Annotated in this window: 3 protein-coding genes; 2 read left to right on the top strand and 1 reads right to left on the bottom strand. The window is 36.1% G+C overall.

Annotated elements, in window-relative coordinates:
* A partial coding sequence (locus tag VXQ92_RS20750; protein WP_210192292.1) for a hypothetical protein occupies positions 1 to 269 on the top strand: 269 nt, incomplete at its 5' end.
* 144 nt (positions 270 to 413) lie between these two features.
* The gene (locus VXQ92_RS20745) at positions 414 to 752 is read left to right on the top strand and encodes a tRNA-binding protein (protein ID WP_032030925.1); all 339 of its coding nucleotides are present in this window, start codon (positions 414 to 416) and stop codon (positions 750 to 752) included.
* A gap of 1 nt (position 753) precedes the next feature.
* Here the strand turns inward: VXQ92_RS20745 and VXQ92_RS20740 are convergent.
* The coding region (locus VXQ92_RS20740; protein WP_416683042.1) for a nitrilase-related carbon-nitrogen hydrolase at positions 754 to 1,069 on the bottom strand (316 nt) is incomplete at its 5' end.

Below are 1,069 nucleotides of genomic sequence, written 5' to 3'. Positions count from 1 at the left end.
CATTATTACCTATTGCTGAAGTTTCATTAAAGCTATGGTTGAGTACTGAGGGAAGTAGCCAAATCATGATTGGTTTCTTTGCCTTAAGTATTGTAAGCGCTTGGTTAATGGTGAGCTTCTTTACCGCATTAAAAACGAGTGTATGGCAAACTAAACAGATGGCTTCTAAATACGAACAATTGCTTTTTAAAGCTTATCGTTATGTGCCGATGGTTTTTTTATCCAGTTTAGTTGCTTATTTATCTTTGCAATTATCGATTGCTTTTTAATCTTATTTTAAAACAGAATTTTTAAATAAAACGTAGACTCAACATCTACGTTTTATTTTTTAACTGGACTTAAAACAGGGTGTTTCTTCATTTGTACATATTATATGCTTCAAATCAGCAATTTAAGAAGATGAGAAATATGAAATGGAACAAATCGAGTGGAATGACTTTTTAAAAGTAGAACTGCGCGTTGGTAAAATTATTCAAGCTGAGGTTTTTGAAAAGGCGCGAAAACCTGCCTATATTTTGCATGTAGATTTTGGTGAAGAATTGGGTGTACGTAAATCGAGTGCACAGATTACTAAACTTTATCAACCGCAGGATTTGATTGGTAAATTAGTTGTTGCAGTAGTGAATTTCCCTAAAAAGCAAATAGGGCCTATTCAATCAGAATGTTTGGTAACAGGGTTTCATAATGCAGAGGGGGATGTAGCACTTTGTATCCCAGAGTTTGAAGTACCTCTGGGTACAAAGTTATTATAATTTAGCGACGTGATTTGTAAGACACGTCTACTTTACGTGGACGATAGATCCAACCTAAAACCAGCAGTAATATTGCAAAACCTAAAATTGGATAATCACCTAGACGGTTATAGAGAGTTTGACCTTGCATGGCTGGTAAATCGCCTCTCAAGACAAACTCTTTATCAATCGGTGCTTGTTCAGTGATATGACCATTTTGATCAATAAACGCTGTTACACCTGTGTTAGTTGCACGAATAAACCAGCGACCATTTTCTTTCGCACGCATCTGCACCATTTGTAAATGTTGCCATGGGCCAGCTGTTCCAGTAAACCAA

It is taken from the genome of Acinetobacter sp. 228 (assembly GCF_048147885.1).
The sequence above is the reverse complement of the archived record's forward strand: the minus strand, read 5'-3'. Positions and strand labels throughout refer to the sequence as shown.

Coding starts and splice junctions, on each gene's coding strand:
- VXQ92_RS20745 (WP_032030925.1), top strand. CDS start 414: ATGGAACAAATCGAGTGGAATGACTTTTTAAAAGTAGAACTGCGCGTT.